The organism is Arthrobacter sp. B6 (assembly GCF_001663775.1).
Lineage (GTDB): Bacteria > Actinomycetota > Actinomycetes > Actinomycetales > Micrococcaceae > Arthrobacter.
This window is the reverse complement of sequence record NZ_KV467169.1, coordinates 594,160-613,133: the sequence shown is the minus strand read 5'-3', so window position 1 is coordinate 613,133 and position 18,974 is coordinate 594,160. Positions and strand designations below refer to the sequence as shown.

Annotated in this window: 19 protein-coding genes; 11 read left to right on the top strand and 8 right to left on the bottom strand. The window is 64.2% G+C overall.

Features of this window, described 5'->3' with window-relative positions:
• Positions 1-3: 3 nt before the first annotated feature.
• A complete protein-coding gene (locus AU175_RS17485) occupies positions 4-552 on the bottom strand; it encodes a DoxX family protein (RefSeq protein WP_066292579.1) in 549 nt (182 codons plus the stop codon).
• A gap of 328 nt (positions 553-880) precedes the next feature.
• Between AU175_RS17485 and AU175_RS17480 the strand changes: the two genes are divergently transcribed.
• Together AU175_RS17480 and rsrA are read left to right on the top strand one after the other, a co-directional pair.
• A complete protein-coding gene (locus AU175_RS17480; RefSeq protein ID WP_231938641.1) occupies positions 881-1,666 on the top strand; it encodes a sigma-70 family RNA polymerase sigma factor in 786 nt (261 codons plus the stop codon).
• Complete coding sequence (rsrA, locus tag AU175_RS17475) at positions 1,663-1,923, top strand: mycothiol system anti-sigma-R factor (RefSeq protein WP_066292574.1); 261 nt, start codon at positions 1,663-1,665, stop codon at positions 1,921-1,923. The genes AU175_RS17480 and rsrA overlap by 4 nt, the downstream gene beginning before the upstream one ends.
• A 99-nt stretch (positions 1,924-2,022) precedes the next feature.
• On the opposite strand, the gene AU175_RS22830 is transcribed toward rsrA, so the two are convergent.
• The 5 genes from AU175_RS22830 to AU175_RS17455 form a co-directional block, all read right to left on the bottom strand.
• Positions 2,023-2,097, bottom strand: coding sequence for a 50S ribosomal protein bL37 (locus AU175_RS22830; RefSeq protein ID WP_369299106.1), 75 nt, complete (start codon positions 2,095-2,097; stop codon positions 2,023-2,025).
• Positions 2,098-2,194: 97 nt separating this feature from the next.
• On the bottom strand, positions 2,195-2,809 hold the full coding sequence (locus AU175_RS17470; protein WP_066292562.1) for a PadR family transcriptional regulator: 615 nt from the start codon (positions 2,807-2,809) through the stop codon (positions 2,195-2,197).
• Positions 2,809-3,636, bottom strand: a complete 828-nt coding sequence (locus AU175_RS17465) for a DUF4097 family beta strand repeat-containing protein (RefSeq protein WP_066292559.1) — start codon at positions 3,634-3,636, stop codon at positions 2,809-2,811. Before AU175_RS17465 ends, AU175_RS17470 begins: the two co-directional genes overlap by 1 nt.
• Before the next feature lie 96 nt (positions 3,637-3,732).
• The gene (locus AU175_RS17460) at positions 3,733-4,332 is read right to left on the bottom strand and encodes a GDSL-type esterase/lipase family protein (protein WP_066292557.1); all 600 of its coding nucleotides are present in this window, start codon (positions 4,330-4,332) and stop codon (positions 3,733-3,735) included.
• A 153-nt stretch (positions 4,333-4,485) separates the two neighbouring features.
• Positions 4,486-8,301 (bottom strand): multifunctional oxoglutarate decarboxylase/oxoglutarate dehydrogenase thiamine pyrophosphate-binding subunit/dihydrolipoyllysine-residue succinyltransferase subunit, encoded by a 3,816-nt coding sequence (locus AU175_RS17455; RefSeq protein ID WP_066292550.1) that lies wholly within the window; start codon positions 8,299-8,301, stop codon positions 4,486-4,488.
• A 531-nt stretch (positions 8,302-8,832) separates the two neighbouring features.
• Between AU175_RS17455 and AU175_RS17450 the strand changes: the two genes are divergently transcribed.
• From AU175_RS17450 to AU175_RS17430, 5 genes are all read left to right on the top strand, one after another.
• The gene (locus AU175_RS17450) at positions 8,833-10,167 is read left to right on the top strand and encodes a hemolysin family protein (RefSeq protein ID WP_066292547.1); all 1,335 of its coding nucleotides are present in this window, start codon (positions 8,833-8,835) and stop codon (positions 10,165-10,167) included.
• Positions 10,164-11,234, top strand: a complete 1,071-nt coding sequence (locus AU175_RS17445; protein WP_066292544.1) for a hemolysin family protein — start codon at positions 10,164-10,166, stop codon at positions 11,232-11,234. Before AU175_RS17450 ends, AU175_RS17445 begins: the two co-directional genes overlap by 4 nt.
• A 107-nt stretch (positions 11,235-11,341) precedes the next feature.
• Positions 11,342-12,334, top strand: coding sequence for a metal ABC transporter solute-binding protein, Zn/Mn family (locus AU175_RS17440; RefSeq protein ID WP_066292542.1), 993 nt, complete (start codon positions 11,342-11,344; stop codon positions 12,332-12,334).
• Positions 12,335-13,150: a metal ABC transporter ATP-binding protein gene (locus AU175_RS17435; RefSeq protein ID WP_197497170.1), complete on the top strand. Its 816-nt coding sequence runs from the start codon at positions 12,335-12,337 to the stop codon at positions 13,148-13,150. It abuts the gene before it with no gap.
• Entirely contained in the window at positions 13,150-14,025 is an 876-nt protein-coding gene (locus AU175_RS17430; RefSeq protein ID WP_066292539.1) for a metal ABC transporter permease, read from the top strand. Before AU175_RS17435 ends, AU175_RS17430 begins: the two co-directional genes overlap by 1 nt.
• Positions 14,026-14,073: 48 nt before the next feature.
• Here AU175_RS17430 and AU175_RS17425 read toward each other — a convergent pair whose 3' ends face one another.
• Positions 14,074-14,553, bottom strand: coding sequence for a Fur family transcriptional regulator (locus tag AU175_RS17425; protein ID WP_066292537.1), 480 nt, complete (start codon positions 14,551-14,553; stop codon positions 14,074-14,076).
• Between the two features lie 111 nt (positions 14,554-14,664).
• On the opposite strand from AU175_RS17425, the gene AU175_RS17420 reads away from it, so the two are divergent.
• On the top strand, positions 14,665-15,321 hold the full coding sequence (locus AU175_RS17420; RefSeq protein WP_066292535.1) for an MBL fold metallo-hydrolase: 657 nt from the start codon (positions 14,665-14,667) through the stop codon (positions 15,319-15,321).
• On the opposite strand, the gene AU175_RS17415 is transcribed toward AU175_RS17420, so the two are convergent.
• Positions 15,318-16,397 carry a PLP-dependent cysteine synthase family protein gene (locus AU175_RS17415; protein ID WP_066292532.1) on the bottom strand — a complete coding sequence of 360 codons (1,080 nt, stop codon included), beginning with the start codon at positions 16,395-16,397 and terminating at the stop codon, positions 15,318-15,320. The two genes, AU175_RS17420 and AU175_RS17415, sit on opposite strands and share 4 nt — an antisense overlap.
• An 85-nt stretch (positions 16,398-16,482) precedes the next feature.
• Here AU175_RS17415 and AU175_RS17410 point away from each other — a divergent pair, with 85 nt between their 5' ends.
• The 3 genes from AU175_RS17410 (at position 16,483) to AU175_RS17400 (ending at position 18,972) form a co-directional block, all read left to right on the top strand.
• Entirely contained in the window at positions 16,483-17,322 is an 840-nt protein-coding gene (locus tag AU175_RS17410) for a sulfurtransferase (RefSeq protein ID WP_066292527.1), read from the top strand.
• A 61-nt stretch (positions 17,323-17,383) separates the two neighbouring features.
• Positions 17,384-18,544 carry an NAD(P)-dependent alcohol dehydrogenase gene (locus AU175_RS17405; RefSeq protein WP_066292525.1) on the top strand — a complete coding sequence of 387 codons (1,161 nt, stop codon included), beginning with the start codon at positions 17,384-17,386 and terminating at the stop codon, positions 18,542-18,544.
• Positions 18,541-18,972, top strand: coding sequence for an HIT family protein (locus AU175_RS17400; protein ID WP_066292523.1), 432 nt, complete (start codon positions 18,541-18,543; stop codon positions 18,970-18,972). The genes AU175_RS17405 and AU175_RS17400 overlap by 4 nt, the downstream gene beginning before the upstream one ends.
• The last annotated feature ends 2 nt before the right edge of the window (positions 18,973-18,974 follow it).

Sequence of the window (18,974 nt, the reverse complement as noted above, 5' to 3'; positions counted from 1 at the left end):
TCCTTAGGCCCCTTTTGCCTGGTCCACCGCACGCCGCACGGCTTTGTCGGCCTTGTGGAGTTTCTTGCCGGTGGTCTTGCGGGCGTCCGCCGCCAGGTGTGAAGCGCCCTTCCGGGCGTCGGCGGCAAGGTGTTCCGCCCGCCAGGCCAATCCGGGCTTGCCTACGGTGTCCACCGAAGCGAGCAGGGCCCCGCCGGCCAAGGAGAGGTTCTTCAGGAGCTGGTTACGCCGTGCCACGCGTGCTTCTTTGGTGCTGATGTCGGCGCTGCGCCACTCCACGAACGTATTCAGAGCAGAAATGACGGTGAGGAGCGTTGCCGAGAACCGCGCGAACTTGCCGAGGCCGAACAGCACTCCGGCGCCCACCTGCACTCCGCCGATGACCCGCGCCAGTGTCTTCTCCTCCGTACGGAAAGGCAGTGAGGCGGTGGCTTTGCGCAGGAGCGGCGACAGCTGCTGGGCAGTGTCATCCGCGTTCTTGAGCTTCTCCACCCCAGCGAGTACGAAGCTGGATGCCAGCATGGGCCGGGCGAGAGTACGGACAAAGGACATGGATTTCCTCCTGGGTGGACGAACCGCGTCGAATGCGGCGGAGTCGGTTCTAGTCTTGCACTTTTGGGGAATATTTGCCCGCCGCGAAAGGTTATGGATTGCGGGTCCGGCAGTATCGGACGAATGCGGCGCACAGCGCGCCACCCATGCACAGCGGGCGGGATGCAGGTCCGTGTGCGTGGAACGGTACAGGGAACGGAGTTGGCCTTTGGGGTTGGTGAAGGACGGTATGGACGTGACAGGCCCCGTGGCGATGGAAGCCTTGGGATCCGCCGCCCCGGAGTATGGGTCGCCGCGTGCCCGGGGCGTCGCAGTAGACTTGAGGGCAATGAGCACCCTGGATCCGGCCCTCGAGGCCATGTATGAGGCCTCCGGACGCGAAGCCAAGACCGCCGACGGGCAACTGGACTCAGGCGGCACGCTTGCTTCCGGGCCGGTGCCGACTGAGTCTACGGGCGCAGAAGCCGAAGCCGCAGGCCAGGCAGTGGACGTTGCCACGGAAAGCACGGAGGAGCGCCGGATCCGCTTTGAGCGCGATGCCATGCAATATGTGGACCAGCTCTACTCAGCGGCCATGCGGATGGCGCGGAACCCTGCTGATGCCGAAGACCTTGTGCAGGAGGCCTACACCAAGGCGTTTTCGGCATTTCACCAGTACAAGCCCGGGACCAACCTCAAAGCGTGGCTTTACCGCATCCTGACCAATACGTACATCAACCTGTACCGCAAGCGGCAGCGCGAGCCGCTGCAGTCCAATTCGGACACCATCGAGGACTGGCAACTCGCCAGGGCAGAGTCCCATACGTCCAGCGGGCTAAGGTCGGCCGAAGCAGAGGCGTTGGACCACCTCCCTGACACTGACGTCAAGAGGGCGCTGCAGGCCATTCCCGAAGAGTTCCGGCTCGCCGTGTATTTCGCGGACGTGGAGGGCTTCGCCTACAAGGAGATCTCAGACATCATGAACACGCCCATCGGCACCGTGATGTCCCGGCTACACCGCGGCCGGAAAATGTTGCGGGACATGCTGGCGGAGTATGCCGCCGACCGGGGATTCAAAACCGCCGTCGATCCTCAGGACACGGCCGGAAGCACACAACAGGAGAACAGGAAATGAGCGACTGCCAGGGATTGGGCGACTGCGACGACGCCCGGATGCAACGCATCTACGAATATCTTGATGGGGCATTGACCCGTGAAGACATCACAGACATTAAGGATCACCTTGACGACTGCCCGGAATGCTCCCAGCAGTACGACCTGGAGTGCGTCATCCGCAACATGGTCAAGCGCTCCTGTACTGAAGCTGCTCCGGAGAACCTGAAAAACGCCATCCTGGACCGCATCCACTCGATCCGTCCAGTCGAGGCCTGAGGGCAACCGGCACCAGCCACTCGCCGTAAGAGACGAAGAACCCCGGAAGCCATGTGACTTCCGGGGTTCTTCGCTTGAACCGTCATACCAAGCTTTTGCTTAGGTGTTGGGGCGCTTGCCGTGGTTCGCGCCGCCACGCTTACGGTCACGACGTTTACGTGCACGCTTGCTCATAGCTGGCCTCCTTAATGTTGGTACTCAAAAGAGCTGCCCTCAAGTCTCCCACATGATGGCACAGGCCGCGAACCGGAACCGACCGTGAAGCAGCGCCTCAGCCGGGCAGGGAATTCCGGATGGAAATGCGGGCTTGGTCCAGTACCGTGCGGACCGTTTCAAGCGCTTCAGGGCTCAGCGGCTGCCTGCTGGCCTGCAGCCGCAGCTCGACGCGAAGGTCGTCCCGGAACGCCTGAAGCAGCATCTCGGCTTCCTTGAGCGTGCGTTGTCCCTCTGGGGAGTGCCGCGTTGCCGCTGCAGTGAAATCACCGGTGCGGACCGAGGCCCTCGCTGCCTCGGCCGTTGCGGCCAGGTCTGCCCTCAGCCCACGCATGTTGGCACGGATATCGTCGCGGAGATTGTCCGCCAACCGCCGGACGGAGGCTGAGATGTCATTTTCGACGCCGGCAAGCTCGTCCCTGCGTGTGTTCAGCTCAGCGAGGCCCGCAGCCGTGATGTGGTAATTGGTGCGGCGGCCTTCTGATTCCGTGGCGACAAGCCCCTCCTCTTCGAGCTTCCCCAGCCGCGGGTAAATCGTGCCCGCGCTGGGGGAATAGGTGCCGCCGAACCGTTCATTGAGCGCCTTAATGAGCTCATATCCGTGCTTCGGGCCGGACTCCAGGAGGGCAAGGAGGTAGAGCCGCAGCGCTCCGTGGGCGAAGACAGGAGGCATCAGAGCCCTGTTTCCGGGGTCCCGGCTGGCTGGCTGTGGAAGATCGACGTCTTGCCGGAGACGGAGTTCGTACGGACAATCATGAGCTTGCCGTCCGGGCCTGCGATTGTTTCCACTTTGCCACCCGGCTGGGAGTACTGCTGGTTGTCGATGACCAGGGTGCCGCTGGCCGACTTGGCCACGATGTCCACACCGACGTCGTGCGGAAGGCGGATGGTCAGGTCTCCGGAGACCGAGTTGGCACCAAAGTCCTGCGTGAACCCCAGGAGGTCGAAGCTCATGTCGCCGCTGACTGTGTTTGCCCGGATGTGGCTGAATTTGCCCGATGCGGTGACTTCGCCGGACACGCTCTTGGCGGTCAGGACGCCGTCGTGGTGGCGTGCGATGACTTCGCCGCTGACGGTGTTGACGTGGAGGTCACCAGCAGTTTCATCCGCCATGACCGAGCCCGACACGGTGTTCAGCCTGGTGTGTCCGCTGATCCCGGACACCAGCCCGTCACCGCTGACGGTGCCGGCCTCGACGGCAACTCCATCCGGCAGGGCGATGCTGATGACAGCGGAATTGTTGCTGTTGTGGTTGATCGTTCCCATGAGGTTCTTGAACCACCCCTGCGGCCCGTCGAGCTGGTGCCGGACCTCCAGCCGGCCGTCCACGAGGCTGATGGCTACGGGGTCGCCCTGGACCTCTGAAACCTCAATGCGCGCGACGGCGTCGGCGTGGGAAACGATGTCGAACCGTCCGCTGACCATGCCCAGCTTCAGCGACGTGACTCCGTCCACATCGATGGTCCGGGGGTCGGTGACGGTCCAGCTGGTCTCTGCCATGGATCCTCCAAGATCGCGATATATCGTGATTGATACTTCACGGTATACCCGGCCGGGAGGCCAGGTCAAGATATATCGCGAATTGGCGGAGGTGGACTATGCCGGGGCGTCCATTCCCAGCCACTGGAACCAGCCACGGTGCAGGACCAGCCACGCCATGAGGCCGTAGCCGGACTGACCAGGTGTCCCGCCGTTCGCGGCAAGATCCTGGCGCCACTGTTCGTGGTTCAGCAACGGCGAGAAGGTGTCCACGTAAAGGTGCTTACGCCGGGTGGTGACATCGGCGAAGGCGGTGTTGAGCTCACCCAGCCGGCGGTTCTGGCCGGGATCCAGTGTTGGTGGCGGGCCGACGACAAAAACCTCGATCCGGTTCTGCGACGCTGAATCCAGGATGTTGGCCAGGTTCAGCCGGCTGCGGGCGGTGGAGAGGCCGAACTCAATGTCGCGGCCGGAGAGACCGATGACCAGCCGGTTTTCATGGAGGTCGCTGAAACGCCGGCCGGCTTCCTCCAGCCAGCGTGCGGCCAGCCCTTCGGTTCCTTCCTGCGGGCAGGGGAGGGCATAACTTTCCAGTGCCATGCCGTCCTGCGGAGTGCGGGCCAGAACGCGGCCCAGCCAGCCGAGGGCCCTGGGGTCGCCCAGCCCGGCCAGCAGTTCATCTCCAACAGCTGCGATGCGCAGCTTCCTGTCTTCCACAAGTTCCTCTTTACTTCCGTACTGAATGGCGCCCGCGCCGGCAGCGCGGGGACGGGCCGGGCAGACGCACCCTTTGCTGCCCTTGCACCCCATTAAACAGAACTGCCCGGCCGGAGTCTGGTATTTCGACGTCCGGCCGGGCAGCCACCGTATTTACTTACGTGCAAATGCCTGCTTCAGGAGAGTGTCCTGCTCGGCTGCGTGCCGCTTCATGGAGCCGGCGGCCGTGGACGCCGACGCCGGGCGGGACACGAGACGGACCTTGCGGTCGAGCGCGCCCGGGAGGTGGAGGCCCATAAACGGCCACGGTCCCTGGTTGGCGGGCTCATCCTGCGCCCAGACAACCTCGGCATTGGGGTATTTGGCCAGCTCCGCGGAAATTTCCGCCTCGGGCAGCGGGTAGAGCTGCTCAACACGGACGATTGCCGTCGTCTTGTCCTCGGTCTTCTGTCGCGTTGACAGGAGGTCGTAGTACAGCCGGCCGGACACCAAGAGCACGCGTTCGACGGCGTCCGCCGCCAGCTGCTCGTGGTCCCCGATGACCGGGCGGAAGCTGCCCGTGGTGAAGTCCTCGACCGACGACGCGGCTCCCTTGAGGCGGAGCAGCTGCTTCGGGGTGAAGATGATCAGCGGCTTACGCGGCCGGCTGTAGGCCTGCCGGCGCAGCAAGTGGAAGTGCGATGCGGCCGTCGTGGGGTTGGCAACAATCATGTTTTCTTCCGCGCACATTTGCAGGAAACGTTCGATGCGGGCTGAAGAGTGGTCCGGCCCCTGGCCTTCGTAGCCGTGCGGCAGCATCAGCACGAGGGATGAACGCTGGCCCCACTTCTGCTCAGCCGAGGAAATGAACTCGTCAATGATGGTCTGCGCGCCGTTGACGAAGTCGCCGAACTGCGCTTCCCACAGAACGAGGGCGTCCGGACGCTCCACGGAGTAGCCGTATTCGAAGCCCATGGCCGCGTATTCGGACAGCAGGGAGTCGTAGATCCACAGCTTCGCCTGCTTGTCCGAGAGGTTCCCCAGCGGCAGCCACTCGTTTCCGTTGGAGCGGTCGTGGAACACGGCATGGCGCTGCACAAAGGTTCCACGGCGCGAATCCTGGCCGGCGAGGCGGACGGGAACGCCTTCCATGATGAGTGAGCCGAAGGCTGCGATCTCACCGAAGCCCCAGTCGATGCCGCCTTCGCGGGACATCTGCTCGCGCTTCTCAAGCAGCTGCTTGAGCTTGGAGTGGACGGTGAAACCCTCGGGAATTTCGATGTGCGCCTTGCCGATCCGGGCCAGGGTCTCCGGGGAGATGGCCGTGGACGCCGGGGCGTTGGTGCCGAAATCGGACTGCTGTGCGATGGGACGCTCGATGTCCGAGACCGCGGCGGAGTCCGCCGTGATGATCGGGATCGGGGAGGTTTGGGCGGCGTGAGTCTCCGCGAAGACCCGCTCCAGGCGCTCCTGGTAGTCGCGAAGCAGCTGCTCTGCTTCTTCCTCGGTGATGTCCCCGCGGCCGATCAGCGACTCGGTGTACAGCTTGCGGACGGAGCGCTTGGCTTCGATCAGGTTGTACATCAGCGGCTGGGTCATCGAGGGATCGTCGCCCTCGTTGTGGCCGCGGCGGCGGTAGCACACCATGTCGATCACAACGTCCTTGTGGAAACGCTGGCGGAACTCATAGGCGAGCTGGCCGACGCGGACCACAGCCTCAGGGTCGTCACCGTTCACATGGAACACGGGGGCCTGGATCATCTTGGCAACATCCGTGGAGTACGTGGATGAGCGCGAGGACGACGGAGCCGTGGTGAAGCCAACCTGGTTGTTGACCACAACGTGGATGGTGCCACCGGTACGGTAGCCACGGAGCTGAGACAGGTTCAGGGTCTCAGCGACCACACCCTGGCCCGCGAAGGCGGCGTCGCCATGGACCATGATGGGGAGGACGGGGAAGGCCTCGCCCTGGTCCAGACGGTCCTGCTTGGCGCGGACGATGCCTTCCAGCACGGAGTCCACGGCTTCAAGGTGGGAGGGGTTGGCAGCGAGGTAGACCTTGGTCTCGTTGCCGTTGTCCGAGGTAAAGGTGCCTTCCGTGCCAAGGTGGTACTTCACGTCGCCGGAGCCCTGCACGGAGCGGGGGTCCTGGGTGCCTTCAAACTCCCGGAAAACCTGGGCATAAGTCTTGCCGGCGATGTTCGTCAGCACGTTCAGGCGGCCACGGTGGGCCATGCCGATGGCTACCTCGTCCAGGCCGTCATCAGCGGCGTCGGACATGATGGCATCGAGCAGCGGGATGAGGGACTCGCCGCCTTCCAGGGAGAAGCGCTTCTGGCCCACGAATTTGGTCTGCAGGAACGTCTCAAAGGCCTCGGCGGCATTCAGCTTGGAAACGATGCGCAGCTGTTCTTCACGGGTGGGCTTTGAGTAGGGGTGCTCCAGCTGGTCCTGGAACCACTTGCGCTCCTCCGGTTCCTGGATGTGCATGTATTCGATGCCCGTGGTGCGGCAGTACGCGTCACGGAGCACTGCCAGGATGTCGCGGAACTTGAGCTGGGGCTTGCCGCCGAAACCGCCGGTGGGCCACTCACGGTCCAGGTCCCACAGGGTCAGGCCATAGGTCAGGACGTCAAGGTCCGGGTGCTTGCGCTGGACATACTCAAGGGGGTCCGTGTCAGCCATGAGGTGGCCGCGCACACGGTAGGAGTGGATCAGCTGCTGGATCCGCGCAACCTTGTTGATCTGGTCTGACGGGTCAACCTGCAGGTCGGGGCTCCAGCGCACGGGCTCGTACGGGATGCGCAGGGCCTCGAAGATTTCGTCGTAGAAGTTCTGGGCACCGAGCAGGAGCTGGTGGACCAGCTTCAGGAACTCGCCGCTGCCGGCGCCCTGGATGACACGGTGGTCATACGTGGAGGTAAGCGTCAGTACCTTGCTGATCGCGTTGTGCGCGATGATTTTTTCGCTCGCACCCTGGAACTCGGCGGGGTAGTCCAGTGCGCCGACGCCGATGATGGCGGCCTGGCCCTTGGAAAGACGCGGCACGGAGTGGACCGTGCCGATCCCGCCGGGGTTGGTCAGGGAAACGGTGGTGCCTTGGTGGTCGTCAGCAGTCAGCTTGCCGCTTCGGGCACGCTTGATGAGGTCCTCGTAGGTGTGCCAGAACTCGGAGAAGTTGAGTGTCTCCGCCTTCTTGATGTTCGGAACCATGAGCAGGCGGGTTCCGTCGGGCTTGGGCATGTCGATGGCGATGCCGAAGTTCACGTGGGCCGGCTGGACAGCAACGGGCTTGCCGTCCACCTCGTCGTAGTACACGTTCATGGACGGGAACTGCGACAGGGCCCGGATGACGGCGTAGCCGATCAGGTGCGTGAAGGAGACCTTCCCGCCGCGGGCACGTGCCAGGTTGGAGTTGATGACCACGCGGTTGTCGATCAGGAGCTTGGCCGGGATCGCGCGGACGCTTGTGGCGGTGGGAACCTCAAGGCTCGTCACCATGTTGGTGGCTATGGCCTTGGCCGGGCCGCGAAGGACGGAGATGACGTCTTCCTCGGGCGCTGTGGGTGCCTTGACATTCTTGGGGAGCTGGGCAGGGATCGGTTGGGATCCGGTGCCCGGCTCGGTCTTCTTCGCGCCGTCGCGCGCCACAGTGGCTGGTGCTTTCTTACCGGACGCGGGCGCCGCTGGAGCAGCGGGGGCGGGTGCGGGTGCAGGTGCAGCCCGCTGCGCTTCCGGCGACGGTGCCGGAGTTGCGGGGGCCGGGGTCTGCCCTACAACGGGCATTTCGCGGGTTGCGGGATGGGCGACGGCAAGGGCCGAGTTCCCGTTGGAGGAAGAACCGCTGCCCGAGTCGAAGGATTCGAACAGGGGCCACCACTTGGCATCCACTGCGTTTTTGTCCTTCTGGTACTGCTCGTACAGTTCGTCAACGAGCCACTCATTTCCGCCAAATTCCTCTGGTAGACGGTGGCTAGGCTGCTCTGGCACTTGAAATACGCCTCTTCCATGAGTTTGATTTCTCTCTGGCCGCCACGGTGCCTCAGCACAACATCCGAACCAGTCTCTGCGTCCTCTGAACCCAGACCTTTGCCAGTCTAATGAGCATTCTGTATTAACTGCCAATAAGGGTGACCCAAATCATGAAGTGACGCGGAGATTGGCAAATATGGCGGCGGCGGACCATCCGAGGCCGGCGCCGGGGTCCGGCTGGGGACCCTTCAGAACGCTTCAAAACGCGGGGATTTGCTCCTGTAGACTGAGATTCTTATGGACAGTAAATCTAGGTGCCGGCCTGGGGGCTGTCAGCGGAGCATGAAGAACAGCACCGCGCAGCTGACCCGCCGAGCCGGCAAACCCCGAACACGAGCCCATCATTCTTCGTCGCTCCGCGCCTCCGGAGCCATCAAGGAGCCAGCGTCCGCTTCGGCGGACCATCCTCCTCCGGGCAGTTTTTTCCGGACCCATCCTGCAACAGTTACCTACGCCGCCCCGCCCCAGCGTCACCGGGCGGGATGCTGAATGGAATGGTTGCTCCTCGCGGCAGGACTCCTGCTGATCGCCGGCACCGGGTTCTTCGTCGCCGTCGAATTTTCCCTTATTGCGCTGGACCAGGCGACTGTCCAGCGCGCGATCGACAATGGTGACACCCGGGCCGTTCCGCTGCTCAAGTGCCTGAAGTCCCTTTCCACCCAGCTCTCCAGCTGCCAGCTCGGCATCACACTGACCACCCTCCTGACCGGTTACGTAATGGAACCGTCGGTCGGGAAACTCCTCGAGGGGCCCCTCACCGCCGTCGGGATTCCAGAGGTCGCGGCCGCGTCCGTGTCCCTGGTCATCGCGATGGTGCTCGCCACCCTGTTGTCCATGCTGCTGGGTGAACTGGTGCCCAAGAACATGGCGATCGCCCTGTCCTTTCCGGTAGGCCGCGCCCTTGCGAGGCCGCAGCTGATGTTCACGGCCATCTTCAAGCCGGCCATCATGGTCCTTAACGGGTTCTCCAACAAGGTGCTCAACGTCTTCGGCCTCGAAGCCAAGGAAGAGATTTCGGGCGCCCGGACCCCTGCCGAGCTCGCATCCCTCGTGCGGCGATCAGCTGCCATGGGAACGCTCGACGCCGGCACTGCCAACTTCGTGGCCCGGACGCTGAACTTCTCGGCCCGGACGGCAGCTGACGTGATGACGCCGCGGATCCGGGTCGAAACCATCGACGCCGATCAGCCCGTCTCGGACATCGTGGATGCGGCGCGCCGCACGGGATACTCCCGGTTCCCGGTCATCGGGGAGTCAGCCGATGACATCAGGGGCCTGGTGCACGTCAAGAAGGCGGTGGCCGTTCCTTCGGAGCGCCGCCCCAACCTCGAAGCCGGTGCCATCATGACCGACGTCCTTCGGGTCCCTGAGACCATCCACCTGGATGCCCTCCTGGCGGAACTGCGCGAAGGAAACCTCCAGCTTGCCGTTGTCCTCGATGAGTACGGTGGCACCGCCGGAATCGCCACGCTGGAAGACCTCGTGGAGGAAATCGTGGGTGAGGTGGCAGACGAACATGACAAAGTCAGGCCCGGGCTGCTCCAGAGCGCGTCGGGTGACTGGTACTTCCCCGGGCTGCTGCGTCCGGATGAACTTTCCGAACAGATTCCAGGCCTGACGGTTCCCGACGAGGCGGCCTACGAGACAGTGGGGGGCTATGTCATGAGTGAACTGGGCCGGATCGCTGCAGTCGGAGATACCGTGGCGGTGGGCGGTGGAACGTTGAGCGTGACCAGGATGGACGGGCGCAGGATCGACAGGATCTGCTTCCGGCCGGTGCTGCCTGACGTGGAACCTGCCCAACCAGACAGGACCGAACGATGAGTGACTGGGCTGGAATACTCTGGCTGGTTGTGCTCCTGATGGGCAACGCGTTTTTTGTTGCTGCAGAGTTCGCGGTGATGTCGGCCAGGCGCAGCCAGATCGAACCACTCGCGGACGCCGGGTCCAAGCGCGCGCAGACCACCCTGCGGGCCATGGAGAACGTGTCGCTGATGCTGGCCTGCGCCCAGCTCGGCATCACCGTCTGTTCCCTGCTGATCCTGTTGGTCGCCGAGCCGGCCATCCACCACCTGCTGGCCGCGCCGCTGGAAGCTGTGGGACTGCCAATGGAGATTGCCGACGTGGCGGCATTCGGCGTAGCGCTGATGGTTGTTACCTTCCTCCACGTGACATTCGGGGAGATGGTGCCAAAGAACATCTCGGTATCGGTGGCTGACAAGGCCGCACTTTTGCTGGCACCGCCGCTGATGTTTGTTGCCCGCCTGGTCAAACCGGTGATTGTTGCTCTGAACTGGTCGGCCAACCACATCCTGAAGCTCCTCCGGATCGAACCTAAGGATGAGGTCAACTCATCGTTCACCCTTGAGGAAGTCCAGTCGATCGTTCAGGAATCAACCCGGCACGGGCTTGTGGATGACGAGGCTGGGCTGATCACCGGTGCGCTGGAATTTTCCGAGCACACGGCCTCGGACATCATGGTGCCCCTGGACAACCTGGTCATGCTGAAGGCCGCCACCACCCCGGTGGAATTTGAGAAGGCAGTCAGCAGAACCGGTTTTTCGCGGTTTCCGATGCTGGACGATGACGACCTGCTCTACGGCTATCTGCATGTCAAGGACGTCCTGTCCATCCCCGACGCGGATTATCAGCACCCGATTGCGGAGAGCCGGATCCGCTCGCTGGCCAACCTCGCCCTGGGTGACGAGATCGAAACGGCCATGTCGGTGATGCAGCGCACCGGTTCTCACCTTGCCCGGGTCATCGGTCCGGACGGCCAGACGCAAGGTGTGCTGTTCCTGGAAGACGTGATCGAGCAGCTTGTCGGCGAAATCCGGGACGCCACGCAGGCCACCGGCATCCGGAGGCTCGGCCAGCCGAACGGCGACTGACGCCAAGCGTGGAAAACCCTGTGGGCTCTTATAAATAGGAATCATTCCCATCTAGGGCTAGACTTTGGGGGTTGCTTTGCTCCATCCTGAACTGATTTGAGGTTTCCGTGCGCCGTCCTGCCGCCCTCCGTACATCCCTGGCCGCCCTCGCCGGCCTTGGCTTGCTGCTCTCTGCCTGCTCCGCAGAGGGCGCGCCATCCGGCGTCTCTTCGGCTGCCGAAGGAATCAATGTGGTTGCCTCCACGAACGTCTACGGGGATATTGCAAAGGCCATCGGCGGCGACAAGGTCAACGTCACGGCGATCATCAACAAGACCAGCCAGGACCCGCACTCCTACGAGGCCACGGCCCAGGACAGGCTGGTGGTGTCCAAGGCTGACCTGGTCATTGAGAATGGCGGCGGGTACGACGGGTTCATCCACACGCTGGCAGATGACAGCAACATCCCGCACAGCAGGTTTGTCAGCGCCGTCGAAGTATCAGGGCTGGCGCCGGAGGAGGAACCTGCCGAGTCCGCCGGTGCCGAAGCCAGCGAACCCGCCGATGAGCACGGCCACGCCCACGGGCACGGCGAATTCAACGAGCACGTGTGGTACAGCCTGGACGCGATGCGGAAACTCGCCGATGAGCTGGCCGCCAAGCTCGGCGAGGCTGAGCCGGGGTCAGCGGCCACGTTCGAGGCGAACGCTGCCACGTTCAAGTCCGGCCTGGACGGGCTCACCGGCAAGCTGGCAGCATTGTCGGCGGCCGGGGCTGGAGCTCCCGTTGCGGTCACCGAGCCCGTCCCGCTGTACCTGCTTGAGGCGGCGGGGCTGGAGAACCGGACGCCGGAGGACTACACTGCTGCGATCGAAGAAGGCACAGACGTGCCGCCGGCCGTGCTGAAGGCGGCCACAGACCTTGCCGGCTCCAAGGACCTGACTTTCCTTGCCTACAACCTGCAGACCGAAGGTCCCCAGACCGAGGCTCTGAAAAAGGCGGCAGAGTCAGCCGGTGTTCCGGTGGTCGACTTCAGCGAAACCTTGCCGGAGGGCAAGACGTACCTGCAGTGGATGACGGACAATGTGGAGAACATCAGCAAAGTTTTGGAGAAAAAATAGTTGAAACCTGTTGTGAGCCTCCGCGGGGCGTCCCTGCAGTTCGGCAGGAGGGCGTTGTGGGAGGCTCTCGACCTGGACATCAGGCCCGGTGAGTTCTTCGCCGTGCTTGGTCCCAACGGAAGCGGCAAAACCAGCTTCCTGAAAGTGCTGCTCGGCCTGCAGCAGCTGCACGCCGGCACTGCCAGCCTCGGAGCCCATCCGGTGGAACGGGGGAGCCGGATGATCGGCTACATCCCGCAGCAGAAGTCGTTTTCCCTGGACACCCCGATGCGTGCCAGGGACCTCGTGGGCCTAGGCGTCGATGGCCACCGGTGGGGCATGCGCCTCGGGGTTGGCAGGGCGAACCACCGGATCGATGAGCTCCTGGAACTCGTCGGTGCCACCGACTATGCCAAGGTTCCGGTGGGGCAGCTCTCCGGCGGTGAACAGCAGCGCCTCCGGGTCGCCCAGGCATTGGCGACGAACCCGTTGGTCCTGCTGTGCGACGAACCGCTCCTGTCCCTGGACCTCCACCACCAGCAGGCCGTCAGTGCCCTGATCAACAAGCAGTGCCGTGAACAGAACAGTGCCGTGGTGTTTGTCACCCATGAAATCAATCCGATCATCGATTACGTTGACCGCGTGCTGTACCTGGCCGGAGGCCGTTTCCGGGTAGGGACGCCGGAGGAGGTCATGACCACCGAGGTTCTTTCGGACCTCTACGGCAGCCACGTGGAGGTCATCCACACAAACGGGCGCATCGTCGTCGTCGGTCTCCCGGACGCCACCACGCACCACCACGCGGATGTCCACGCTACTGCCGGCGAGGTGGCGTAATGGACGCGGACAGCATCATCGGCTCAATCTTCAGCTTCGAAAACTACGGCGAACTCCTCGTCCTGGTCCAGAACTCCATCTGGGCAGGGGCTGTCCTGGGACTGCTGGGCGGCCTCGTGGGGACGTTTGTGATGAAGCGCGACCTTGCGTTCGCCGTTCACGGCATCTCGGAACTCTCCTTTGCCGGGGCGGCCTTTGCGCTGCTCATCGGCGCGGACATCGTCTTCGGCTCTCTCGTCGGTTCCGTGGCCGCTGCGCTGCTCCTCGGGCTGATGGGCGTGCGGGCCAGGGACAAGAATTCAATTATTGGCGTGATCATGCCGTTCGGGCTGGGGCTGGGGATCCTGTTCCTGTCCCTTTACGAAGGGCGGGCCGCTAATAAGTTTGGCCTGCTGACGGGCCAGATCGTTTCTGTTGACACTGTCCAGCTGCAGGCCCTTGCGGGAACGGCAGTGGTTGTCATGGTGGCCTTGGTGATCATCTGGCGGCCGCTGAACTTTGCCAGCGTCGACCCCGAACTTGCGGAAGCCCGGGGCGTTCCCGTGCGGACACTTGCCCTGATCTTCATGGTTTTGCTGGGCGTGAGCGTCGCGCTGTCCATCCAGGTGGTTGGTGCCCTCCTGGTCCTTGCCCTGCTGATTACGCCCGCCGCAGCCGCCCTGCGCGTAACGTCCTCACCGGTCGCGGTGGTGCTGCTAAGCGTGGCATTCGCGATGATCGCAACCGTGGGGGGAATTCTGCTGGCCCTGGGCGGCCGCATCCCGATCAGCCCATACGTCACCACACTGTCATTCCTGATTTACGTGGTGTGCCGGATCATTGGAACGGTCCGCGCCAGGCGGGGGCTCAACGGCAGACTGCTGCACGCAGCCTGACTGGGCGTCGCGCGGACTTCGGGCCCCCGCGTTCAACGACGGGCCCGGTCAGAGGAGGCCAGCAGCCTTACGTGCCGTGCAGCCGGGGCACAGGCCAAAGATTTCCACAGTATGGGCCACCTCGGTGTAGCCGTGGTCCTTGGCTGTCCGGGCAGCCCACGTTTCGACTGCCGGAGCTTCGACTTCAACGGCTTTACCGCAACTCCGGCACAGGAGGTGGTGATGGTGGCCGGTCACCGCGCAGCGGCGGTAGACGGCCTCGCCCTCGCCGTTGCGGAGCACATCCACTAGGCCGTCGTCGGCCAGCGACTGCAGGATCCGGTAGGCCGTCGCGAGGGAGACGGACACACCCTGGTTCTGCAGGATACGGTAGAGCTCCTGCGTGCTCACGAAGTCATCCAGTTCGTCCAGGGCAGCGCTGATGGCCAGTCGCTGCTTGGTGACGCGCTGCTCTTTGCCCACACCGGCGCCTGAACCCGGCGCGGGAGTTGATGGACTGGATTCGTCAGCCTTGGTGCCAAACGGCATGGATGGACTCGCTTCCCTGAGGGACAGTGGCAAAGATCAAGATTACCAGCCGGACCTTGGCGGGCAGGAGTTCCGTGGACACCTGCCCGGACCGAGCCCTAGGCTGGCGCCATGAAGCTGACTAAATACACCCACGCCTGCGTCCGGCTCGAAGAAGACGGGCGCGTCCTGGTCCTTGACCCCGGCACGTTCTCCGAAGCGAAGGAAGCGCTGGACGGTGCGCAGGCGGTGCTGGTCACGCACGAGCACGGCGACCACGTCGATGTTCCTGCCCTGGTCAACGCCCTGCGGGGTGACAGTGGTCTGGCTGTGTTCGCGCCGTTGGGGGTGGCGGGCCATTTGCGCGAAGAGGCACCGCAAGCCGCAGACCGGATCAATACGGTCGAACCCGGGACATCCTTTGCCGCGGCAGGGTTCGGCGTCCGTAGCTTCGGTGGCCAGCATGCCCTGATCCATCCCCAGGTTCCGGTGGTGGCGAACATCGGCTACCTCATTAACGAAAACGTCTATCACCCCGGCGACTCCTTCATCGTCCCGGACGGCATTAGCGTAAAGACCCTGCTGGTTCCGATCCATGCACCGTGGAACAAGGCCAGCGAAGTGGTCGACTTTGTTATTGGTGTCCGGGCGCCGCAAGCCTTCCAGATCCACGACGGGCTCCTCAACGAGTTGGGCCTGAAGATGGTGGAGTCGCATGTGACCCGGATCGGGGCTAAGTATGGCACCGAATTCACCCACTTGGCGGTCCGCGAAACGGTCGATGTCTAGGGTGCCCAGACGCCGGTTTCGAAGAACCGGCCGATGACTGCCTCGTGCGGTTCGGGGTCAAGTCCCTGCCCGGCAAGCCACGCAGGATTGTAGTAGTTGCCCGCATAGCGGTCACCGCCGTCGCACATCAGGGACACAATGCTGCCGCGCTGGCCTTTGGCGACCATCTCCGCGACCAACTGCCAGACGCCCCACAGGTTGGTGCCGGTGGACGGCCCGGCGTGCAAGTCGGTGAGTTCCCGAAGGTGCCGCATGGCGGCGATGGATGCGGCATCGGGGACCTGGATCATGCGGTCGATGACGGACGGGACAAAGCTGGGTTCCATCCTCGGCCGTCCGATGCCTTCGATCCGTGACGGCATCCCGGTGGTGAATTCCGCCACGCCGTCCCGCCAGCCGGGGTAGAAAGCGGAGTTCTCCGGGTCAACCACTGCCAGGGCCGTGTCATGGGAGTGGTACCTGAGGTAGCGGCCGATGGTTGCGCTGGTTCCGCCGGTGCCTGCACCCACCACGATCCAGCGGGGGACGGGATGCTCTTCCATGGCCAGCTGCTCGAAGATGGACTCGGCGATGTTGTTGTTGCCCCGCCAGTCCGTGGCCCGCTCCGCGTACGTGAACTGGTCCATGTAGTGACCGTTGCTGGTGGCTGCGATCTCCTCCGCTGCCGCGTAGACCTCGGACGCATGGTCCACCAGGAGGCACGCGCCGCCGAACTGTTCGATCAGGGCGATCTTTTCCGGGCTGGTGGTCCGTGCCATCACAGCAACGAAGGGCAAGCCCAGGAGCTGCGCGAAATAGGCTTCGGAGACGGCGGTGCTGCCGCTGGACGCCTCCACTATGGTGGTGTCTTCCCGGATCCAGCCGTTGACCAGGCCAAAGAGGAAAAGGGAGCGGGCCAGCCGGTGCTTGAGGCTGCCGGAGCGGTGGGTCGATTCGTCCTTGAGATACAGCTGGACTCCCCAGTGCTCCGCGAGCGGCACCGAATACAGGTGCGTGTCCGCGGACCGGTTGTTTTCTGCGGTGATTTTCCTGATGGCCTGGTCAGCCCATGCCCTGTCCGCGCGCGCGTTCTTCACCGGACCAGCGTACCCGCGGTGATCTCCGGGCCGGGGCTAGAGTGGACAGGTCAAAGCCCGATCAATACCTACCACCAGGAGCCTCATGGGACCCCTTATGGATGTGGCGGCGTTGCGCGCCCGAATCCAGGCCGGCCAGCGCACCGTACTGCTGGACGTCCGGTGGAAACTGGGCGATCCGCACGGCCGGGATCACTACCTTGAGGCACACCTGCCTGGAGCCGTCTTTGTGGACTTGGCCACCGAACTGGCTGCTCCCGCCCAGCCGGAACGGGGCAGGCATCCCCTTCCGCCCCTTGAGCAGTTCCAGGGATCGGCACGGCGGTGGGGAATCAACGACGGCGACGTTGTGGTGGCCTACGACGACAGCGGAAACATGGCAGCGGCGCGGCTTTGGTGGATGCTGCGCCACGCCGGCGTCGTGGAGGTGTACCTGCTCGACGGCGGCCTGGCCGCCTGGCGCGCCGCCGGACTGCCCGTGGAAGGCGGCGACGCGCCGACCGTCCCAGGCAATGTCACCCTTCGCGAGGGACTAATGCCCGCCATCGATGCGGAGGCTGCCGGGACCTGGGCCCGCACCGGAATACTCCTCGACGCCCGGGCCGGCGAAAGGTACCGCGGGGAATTCGAACCCGTGGATCCGCGTGCAGGCCACATCCCGGGCGCCGTCAGCGCGCCGACGACGGAGAATGTCGACCAATCAGGGCGGTTCCTCCCCGCCGACGAACTGCGGCGGCGCTTCAGCGCGCTGGGAATCTCCGGGGACGCAGCCGTGGCGGTCTACTGCGGTTCCGGTGTCACGGCCGCCCACGAGGTCGTGGCGTTGGAACTCGCCGGCATCCCGGCGTCGCTCTACCCGGGCTCGTTCTCCGAATGGTCCAACAACCCGGAACGGCCTGTGGTGGCGGGCGGCCAGCCAGGGTGACGGGTGCCGGGTGGAAACCCCCGAGTGGAAATATCCGGCAACGCAGGGGTAGCGTCGCTGTATGAGCCCTGGACGACCCGTACCGCCTGCCTTTGCCCGCCCGGTCCTGCCTGCCGAAAGCCACGGAAACGACAGCCGTGAAAACGACCGCCTGGCGGCTGCCTATGGCGCCACTTCCGGGGAAAGCGGACTGGTGCCGCTGACCGTAGCCAGGCGGGCACCCAAAGCGGACGACGTCGAGATCGCCATTGACTTCTGCGGCCTCTGCCACTCGGACGTTCATGCAACCCGGGGCGAATGGGGCAGCCAGCAGTACCCCCTGGTCCCCGGGCACGAAATCGTCGGCAGGGTCAGCGCTGTCGGGTCGGCTGTGGATGACTTCATGCCGGGAGACCTGGTGGGGGTAGGGTGCATCGTTGATTCCTGCCGGGAATGCGGAAGCTGCCGGGACGGCCAGGAACAGTACTGTGAAAACGGCATGACCGGAACGTACGGGGCAAAGGACGCCCGCAACGGCGGAGCAGTCACCCAGGGCGGCTATTCGACGTCCGTGGTGGTGGACCGCCGGTACGTGGTCCGGGTCCCGCAAAACCTTGATCCGGCGGCCGTGGCGCCGCTGCTCTGCGCCGGGGTCACCACGTTTTCGCCGCTCCGGCACTTCGGTGTCAGGAAAGGCGCCACCGTGGGCGTCGTGGGACTCGGCGGCCTGGGGCACATGGCGGTGAAACTGGCCAAGGCCATGGGCGCGCGGGTAGTGGTCTTCACGACCTCCGATTCAAAGGTCCCCGCCGCGCTTGAGTTGGGTGCGGACGAGGTGGTTCTTTCCCGGGACGCGGAGGCCATGGAAGCTGCCAACCGCAGCATCGACGTCATCATCGACACTGTGGCCGCCCCGCATGACCTCAACCCGTTCTTCCGCACCCTCCGCCGGGACGGGGCACTGTTCCAGCTCGGGTTGCCGTCGGGCACAATGCCCCCCGTGAATCCGGGGGCCCTGATCCGACGGCGGATCGCGTACACAGGTTCACTGATCGGCGGCATTGCCGAGACCCAGGAGATGCTTGATTTCTGCGCTGCGCATTCAGTGGTGGCGGACATCGAGCTGGTGCGGGCTGACCAGCTGAACGAGGCCTACGACCGCATGGTGGCAGGCGATGTCAAATACCGGTTTGTGCTGGACGCCAGCACCCTGCAGGCTTCGGCCAAGGAGGCAGACGCATGAGTACCCTGTTCACCAAAATCCTTAACGGCGAGATCCCGGGACGCTTCGTCTGGCGCGAGCCGGACGTCGCGGCCTTCCTCACCACCGGGCCCCTGGCCGATGGACATACCCTGGTAGTGCCCACTGAGGAAGTGGACCGCTGGACAGACGCATCGCCGGAAACGCTCGCCAAGGTGATGGAAGTGGCGCGCCGCATCGGTGCCGTGCAGCTGGAAATTTTCCCGGCGGAACGGGCGGGTCTGATCGTTGCCGGGTACGAAATCGACCACTTCCACGTCCACGTGTGGCCGTCCCGGAGCATGGCCGACTTCGATTTTGCCTCGGCTGACCACCACCCCGATCCGGCCGTCCTTGACGCCAACGCCGAGAAGCTGCGCGAGGGGCTGCGGGCCGCCGGTTACGCGGAGTTCGTACCCGGCAGCGCCTAGAC